The sequence below is a fragment of the Citreicella sp. C3M06 genome (genome assembly GCF_018860705.1).
Classification (GTDB): Bacteria; Pseudomonadota; Alphaproteobacteria; order Rhodobacterales; family Rhodobacteraceae; genus Salipiger.
The window spans coordinates 59,016-65,280 of the sequence record NZ_JAHKQA010000069.1 but is presented as its reverse complement, the minus strand read 5'-3'; the positions used below and the strand labels follow the sequence as shown (position 1 = coordinate 65,280).

At 63.9% G+C, this 6,265-nt stretch carries 6 protein-coding genes; 5 read left to right on the top strand and 1 reads right to left on the bottom strand.

Going from position 1 to position 6,265, the window contains the following annotated elements:
* Positions 1-117 precede the first annotated feature (117 nt).
* Positions 118-1,428, bottom strand: a complete 1,311-nt coding sequence (locus KO516_RS14885) for an ATPase (protein WP_216004573.1) — start codon at positions 1,426-1,428, stop codon at positions 118-120.
* Between the two features lie 202 nt (positions 1,429-1,630).
* On the opposite strand from KO516_RS14885, the gene KO516_RS14880 reads away from it, so the two are divergent.
* From KO516_RS14880 to KO516_RS14860, 5 genes are read left to right on the top strand one after another with little or no spacing between them, the layout of a single operon-like run.
* On the top strand, positions 1,631-2,761 hold the full coding sequence (locus tag KO516_RS14880; protein WP_216004572.1) for an ABC transporter substrate-binding protein: 1,131 nt from the start codon (positions 1,631-1,633) through the stop codon (positions 2,759-2,761).
* Between the two features lie 43 nt (positions 2,762-2,804).
* The gene (locus KO516_RS14875) at positions 2,805-3,725 is read left to right on the top strand and encodes a branched-chain amino acid ABC transporter permease (protein WP_216004571.1); all 921 of its coding nucleotides are present in this window, start codon (positions 2,805-2,807) and stop codon (positions 3,723-3,725) included.
* Positions 3,722-4,705: a branched-chain amino acid ABC transporter permease gene (locus KO516_RS14870; protein ID WP_216004570.1), complete on the top strand. Its 984-nt coding sequence runs from the start codon at positions 3,722-3,724 to the stop codon at positions 4,703-4,705. Before KO516_RS14875 ends, KO516_RS14870 begins: the two co-directional genes overlap by 4 nt.
* Positions 4,698-5,447: an ABC transporter ATP-binding protein gene (locus KO516_RS14865; RefSeq protein WP_216004569.1), complete on the top strand. Its 750-nt coding sequence runs from the start codon at positions 4,698-4,700 to the stop codon at positions 5,445-5,447. Before KO516_RS14870 ends, KO516_RS14865 begins: the two co-directional genes overlap by 8 nt.
* Positions 5,444-6,127, top strand: coding sequence for an ABC transporter ATP-binding protein (locus tag KO516_RS14860; protein WP_216004568.1), 684 nt, complete (start codon positions 5,444-5,446; stop codon positions 6,125-6,127). The genes KO516_RS14865 and KO516_RS14860 overlap by 4 nt, the downstream gene beginning before the upstream one ends.
* Positions 6,128-6,265: the final 138 nt, after the last annotated feature.

The window sequence follows — 6,265 nt, the reverse complement described above, 5'->3', positions numbered from 1 at the left end:
CAATGCATCCTGACCCTAACCTGAGCAGATTCCGCTGGGTCGATACAATGGGGCAGTCCAAGCCATTCAGCCACACTTGAGGCGAGCAGGTACTGAGGGCCGCCGGTCGTAGTGGATTCACTTCACGATGTGCTCGTCCTTCACGAACATGTTCGCCCAAGCCCGGTCGACCAATTCCTTGGTCATCTTGTAGGGCCATCCTTCGAAATCGCACACCGAGATCATCTGGTCGATTAGAAACACCGGCTGATAATTGGCGTAAACGTTGTCTATGGTCGGGTACTTGGTCTTGAGCAGGTAGATCAGCGCCTCTTCGTCCAGTTGCATCTTCTTCTTGCGCGCGACGAGGGCGAAGATCTTGAGGAAGTCTTCCTGATTGGGCCCATCGATCTTGATCTTGAAGAAGATCCTGCGCAGCGCAGCCTTGTCGAAGATCTCGTTGGGGTGGAAGTTGGTCGAGAAGATTACCAGTGTATCGAACGGCACCTCGAATTTTTCACCCGATTGCAGGGCGAGGATATCCTTGCTTTCCTCCAGCGGGACGATCCAGCGGTTGACCAGCTTCTGCGGCGGTTCTGCCTGCCGGCCAAGGTCATCGACGATGAAGATGCCCCCGGTAGATTTCAATTGAAGCGGCGCCTGATAGGTCCGCGCCGTCGGATTGTAGACAAGGTCGAGCATGTTCAGCGACAGCTCACCGCCGGTGATCACTGTAGGGCGATCGCACAGCACGTACCGGGTGTCGAACCGGTTGCGGCGGCGCAGTGCGGTGGGGTCGTCTTCTTCGACCTCGGCGGCGGAATGCACGATCGGGTCGAAGACCGTGATCACCTGCCCGGAATATTCCACGGCGCGTGGAATGTAGATCTTGTCACCCATCGCGTCGCGAATGCCGTTCGAGATCGACGATTTACCGTTCCCCGGCGGGCCATACATCAGGATCGACCGGCCAGAACCGACCGCCGGGCCAAGGTGCGAAATCAATGTGCTGGGCAGAACCAGATGCCCCATGGCGCCCATCAGCTGCTCGCGGGTGATGTGGACGTTGCGGATCGACTGGCGCTTGACCTGCTGCGAGTAGACATCCAGAGGCACCGGCATGGCTCCGAAATATTCCGATTGCGCCAGCGCATCCATGGCGCGCGCCTTGCCGCTGTCTGTCAGCTGATAAACCATCTCATTGGTGGTGGAATGCGCGCCGAGCGTGCCCATCGCCTCCAGCAGGCCCTGGCCGCGGGCAATGTCGATGATCTCTTGGGTGATGCCAATCGGCAGGCAGATCGCCTTTGACAGGTAGGTGACGGTGTTGGCGTTCTTGCGGAAGATGGTCTTCAGCGCCACGTCGCGCATGAAGACCCGCGGCAGGCTGAGTTCCTCAAGCCGCTTGGGTGGCGGCGGTGCCACGACGGCGGTGTTTGCCATGTTCATCTGGTCTGCCCCTGACTTGGCCCGGCTTGCGGGTCTGTTGCGGGCAAGCAAGCCGCATCTTTGTGGCGACAGATTGGCCCGGCTTGGGAAAAGCGGCGGCACGGGCGACGGGCTGCATGGACATCTCGGGCAATTGCGTCAATTCTCTGCGCGACCCTTGGGCGCAGATCCGGGGCACGACAGGGAAAGAGGGAGTCACTTTATGTCCATCAAGACGCTGCTTGCGGCGGCAAGCCTTGCCGCGCTGGCCTCGGCGACGCAGGCCGAGGTCAAGGTCGGCATGATCACCACGCTGTCGGGCGGAGGGGCAAGCCTTGGCATCGACACGCGCGACGGCTTCCTTCTGGGTATGAAGGGGGCGAGCGAAGTCGAGGTGATCGTCGAGGATGACCAGCAAAAGCCCGACGTGGCCGTGCAGATCGCCGACAAGATGATCCAGTCCGACAAGGTCGACGTGCTGACCGGCATCGTGTGGTCGAACCTTGCGATGGCCGTGGTGCCTGCCGCCACCGCGCAGGGCAAATTCTACCTGTCGACCAATGCCGCGCCGGCGCTGCTGGCCGGGAAAGGCTGTCATCCGAACTATTTCGCCGTAAGCTATCAAAACGACAACCTGCACGAGGCGGCAGGGGCCTATGCCAAGGATCAGGGTTACACCAAGCCGTTCATCATGGCGCCGAACTATCCGGCAGGTCACGACAGCCTGAACGGTTTCAAACGCTATTACGGCGGCGATCTGGCCGGAGAGGTGTTCACCCAGCTTGGCCAGACCGATTACGCCGCCGAGATCGCGCAGATCCGGGCGTCGGGCGCGGATGCGGTGTTCTTCTTCCTTCCGGGCGGCATGGGGATTTCCTTCATGAAGCAATACGCGGGCAGCGGGGTCGATCTGCCGCTGCTTGGTCCGGCGTTCTCGTTCGATCAGAACATCCTTCAGGCGGTCGGCGATGCGGCGCTTGGGGTGCGGAATGGCTCGAACTGGTCCAAGGATCTGGACGTTCCGGCCAACGCGGCCTTTGTCGAGGCATTCGAGGCGGAATATGGCCGCCTGCCGTCGCTTTACGCCGCTTATGGCTATGACACGGCGCATCTGCTGCGCTCGGCGCTGGATGTGGCGCAGCCGTCCGATGGTGATGCCTTCCGGGCGGCGCTCAAATCCGCCGATTTCGACAGCGTGCGCGGCAAGTTCAGTTTCGACAGCAACAACCACCCGATTCAGGACATCTACATCCGCGAGGTGATCAAGGAAGGCGATGTCTTCACCAATACGCTGGTTGCCACGGCGATCACAGATCGCTCTTCGGCCTATGTCAATGATTGCACGATGAAATAACGACCATGGGGCCCCCGCTGCGGGGCCCCGATGAAGGCAAAAGATGACTCCGATACTGTTTGCCGAGCAAGTCCTGAACGGGCTGCAATCCGGCGTGATGCTGTTCCTCATGGCTGCCGGGCTGACGCTGATCTTCGGGGTCATGGGGCTGATCAACCTTGCGCATGGGGCGCTGTTCATGGTCGGCGCGTTCGCGGCGGCGAGCGTGGCGGGGGCGACGGGCTCGTTCCTGCTGGCGCTGGTGGCTGCGCTGGCGGCGGCGGCCGGGGCAGGGGCGATGGTCGAGCTGCTGGTGATCCGGCGGCTTTATGATCGCGATCACCTCGATCAGGTACTGGCGACCTTTGCGCTGATCCTGATCTTTTCCGAAGGGACGCGCTGGCTGTTCGGCTCGTTTCCGCTGTATCTTGACGTTCCGCCATGGCTGGGAGGCACGGTGTTGCTGCCCGGCGGCATCGAATACCCCACCTATCGGCTGGCGCTGATCGCCGTGGGGCTTTTGGTCGCGGCGGGGCTCTGGTGGCTCAACACGTGCACCCGGCTGGGCATCCGCATCCGCGCCGGAGAGAACGACCGCGAGATGATCGCGGCGCTTGGGGTCGATATCGGCAAGCTTTATACCGTGGTCTTTGCGCTTGGCGCCGGGCTTGCAGGGCTGGCCGGGGCGCTGGTCGGCCCGATCCAGTCGGTGCAAGTCGGCATGGGCGAGCCGGTGCTGATCCTTGCCTTTGTGGTTATCGTGATCGGTGGCATCGGGTCGATCAAGGGGGCGCTGGTTGGCGGTCTGCTGGTCGGGCTCACCGATACGCTGGGCCGCTTGTTGCTGCCCGCGCTGTTCCGGCTGTTCACCGATCCGGCAAGCGCCGCGAGCGCCGGGTCGGCCTTTGCCTCGATGGCGATCTACATCCTGATGGCGGCGGTGCTGATCTGGCGACCCACCGGCCTGTACGGTGCCCGCGCATGAGCCGCGAACGTCTGTTGAACGCGTTGCTGCTGGCCGGGCTGGTTGTGGTGCCGGGCTGGGCGCTTTGGGCGGACGAACCGTTCACCATCACGCTGGCGACGCGGGCGGTGATCTTTGCGCTGGCGGCGGTCGGGCTGAACATCGCACTGGGGATGGGCGGGCTGGTCAGCCTTGGCCACGCGGTGTTCTTTGGCATCGGCGGCTATGCGATGGGTGTTCTGGCAAGCCATGCCCAGAGCTACACGCCGCTCTATGACGGGCTCTTCACGCTGGAGGGCACCAAGGCGATGCCGGTGATCTGGCTGGTGGCGGCAGCGGCTTCGGCGCTGGCGGCATGGCTGATCGGGCTGCTCAGCCTGCGCACCTCGGGGGTGTATTTCATCATGATCACGCTGGCCTTTGGCCAGATGGCGTATTTCTTCGCGATTTCATGGCCGGCCTATGGCGGTGAAGATGGGCTGAGCATCTATGTCCGCAACGGTTTTCCGGGGCTGAACACGCTGGACCCGATCCAGTTCTACGGCATCTGCCTTGCGTGGCTGTGCCTTGCGCTGTGGGGTCATGCGCGGCTGCGCCGCTCGCCTTTCGGGCTGGCGCTGGACGCGGCGCGGCAGGTGCCCGCGCGGGTGCAGGCGGTGGGGCTGGATCCAAAGCGGCTGTACCTCGTGGCGCTGGTGATCTCGGGCGCGGTGACGGGGCTGTCAGGAGCGCTGTTTGCCGATCTCAACCGCTTTGTCAGCCCGTCGATGCTCAGCTGGCAGATGTCGGGCGAGATCATGGTGTTTGTCATCATCGGCGGCGTTGCGCGCCTGTTCGGTCCGGTTGTCGGCGCGGTGTTCTACGTTGCGCTCGAACATTGGCTCGGCGGTGTCAGCGATTACTGGCAGATTATCCTTGGTGTTGTGCTGCTGGCGGTGGTGCTGTTCGGGCGCGGCGGGCTGATCGGCCTTGTCTGCGGAAAGGAGCGCCCGGATGCCTGACACGATCCTGCGCACCCATGAACTGCACAAGGCCTTTGGCGCGCTGCGCGCCAGCGAAGGCATCTCGATCACCCTGAAGCAGGGCGAGATCCACGCTATCATCGGCCCCAACGGCGCGGGAAAATCCACGCTGATCGCGCAGATCTGCGGGGCGCTGCGCCCCGATTCCGGGCGTGTCGAATTCCTTGGCCGCGATGTCACCGCCCTGCCAACCGAGGCGCGCGCCCGCATGGGCCTTGCCCGCACCTTTCAGACCTCGGCGCTGGCGATGGAACAGACGGTGCTGCAGAACGCGCTGCTGGGCGCGCTTGGGGCGTCAGGGCGGCCGTGGCGGTTTTTCTCACGGGTCTCGGCTGATCAAGCCTTGCGCGACATCGCCGAGAGCGCGCTGCACGAGGCCGGGTTGCTCGATTTTGCCCAGACCCGCACCGCCGAGCTGAGCCACGGTCAGCGCCGCCAGCTTGAAGTCGCCGTGGCACTGACGCTCAGGCCGCGCGCTTTCGTGATGGATGAGCCGATGGCGGGGCTGGGGGCCGAAGGGTCGAAACGGCTGACCGGCTTTCTCGACCGGCTGCAGGATCGCGCGCCGATCCTGCTGGTGGAACATGACATGGATGCGGTGTTCGCGCTGGCCGACCGGATCAGCGTACTGGTCTACGGGCGCGTCATTGCGACCGGAACAGTCGATGAAATCCGCGCCGATCCGCGCGTGCGCGAAGCCTATCTGGGGGACGAGGCATGACGCTGCTGTCGCTCAGCCAGCTCACCGCGTCCTATGGTGCAACGCAGGCGCTGTTCGGCGTCGATTTCGAGATCGCCGAGGGCGAGGCGCTGGCCATGATGGGCCGCAACGGCATGGGCAAGACTACCACGGTGCGTTGCATCTGCCGGATGATGCCTGCGAAGGGCGCGCTGGTGTTCGATGGGCACGACCTGTCGCGCCTGCCATCGCACCGGGCGGCGCGGCTTGGCATCGGGCTTGTGCCCGAAGGGCGGCGCTGCTTTCGCGATCTGAGCGTGACCGAGAACCTGTCCGCCGCCGCCCGCCCCGGCGCGTGGGATGCGGCCAAGGTCGAGGCGCTGTTTCCAAGGCTCGGGGAGCGGCGCGGCCAGCTTGCCGGTTCGCTTTCGGGCGGAGAGCAGCAGATGCTGGCCATCGGGCGCGCGCTGATGACCAATCCGCGGCTGCTGATCCTTGACGAGGCGACCGAGGGCCTTGCCCCGACCGTGCGCGCCGAGATCTGGGCCGCCATCGCGACGCTCAAGGCAAGCGGCATGTCGATGCTGGTCATCGACAAGTCGCTGAAAGAACTGCGCGGCGCCTGTGACCGCGTCGTCATTCTGGAACGCGGGCGCAGTGTCTGGGATGGCACCATGTCGGCGCTGAGCCCTGACGTGGTCGAGGCGATGCTAGGTCTGTGACCAGACCCATGACCGACCGATCCACGCCGCGCGGCGGAGTCACGCCAACGCGCCAATAATTCCGCTTGGGTCTGGCGGACGAAGGTGATTTTCACCGCCAGCCACAAAGACTGGCTGATCCGCCGCACCATCGGCGCG

Coding starts and splice junctions, on each gene's coding strand:
- KO516_RS14875 (WP_216004571.1), top strand. CDS start 2,805: ATGACTCCGATACTGTTTGCCGAGCAAGTCCTGAACGGGCTGCAATCC.
- KO516_RS14880 (WP_216004572.1), top strand. CDS start 1,631: ATGTCCATCAAGACGCTGCTTGCGGCGGCAAGCCTTGCCGCGCTGGCC.
- KO516_RS14885 (WP_216004573.1), bottom strand. CDS start 1,428: ATGAACATGGCAAACACCGCCGTCGTGGCACCGCCGCCACCCAAGCGG.
- KO516_RS14870 (WP_216004570.1), top strand. CDS start 3,722: ATGAGCCGCGAACGTCTGTTGAACGCGTTGCTGCTGGCCGGGCTGGTT.
- KO516_RS14860 (WP_216004568.1), top strand. CDS start 5,444: ATGACGCTGCTGTCGCTCAGCCAGCTCACCGCGTCCTATGGTGCAACG.
- KO516_RS14865 (WP_216004569.1), top strand. CDS start 4,698: ATGCCTGACACGATCCTGCGCACCCATGAACTGCACAAGGCCTTTGGC.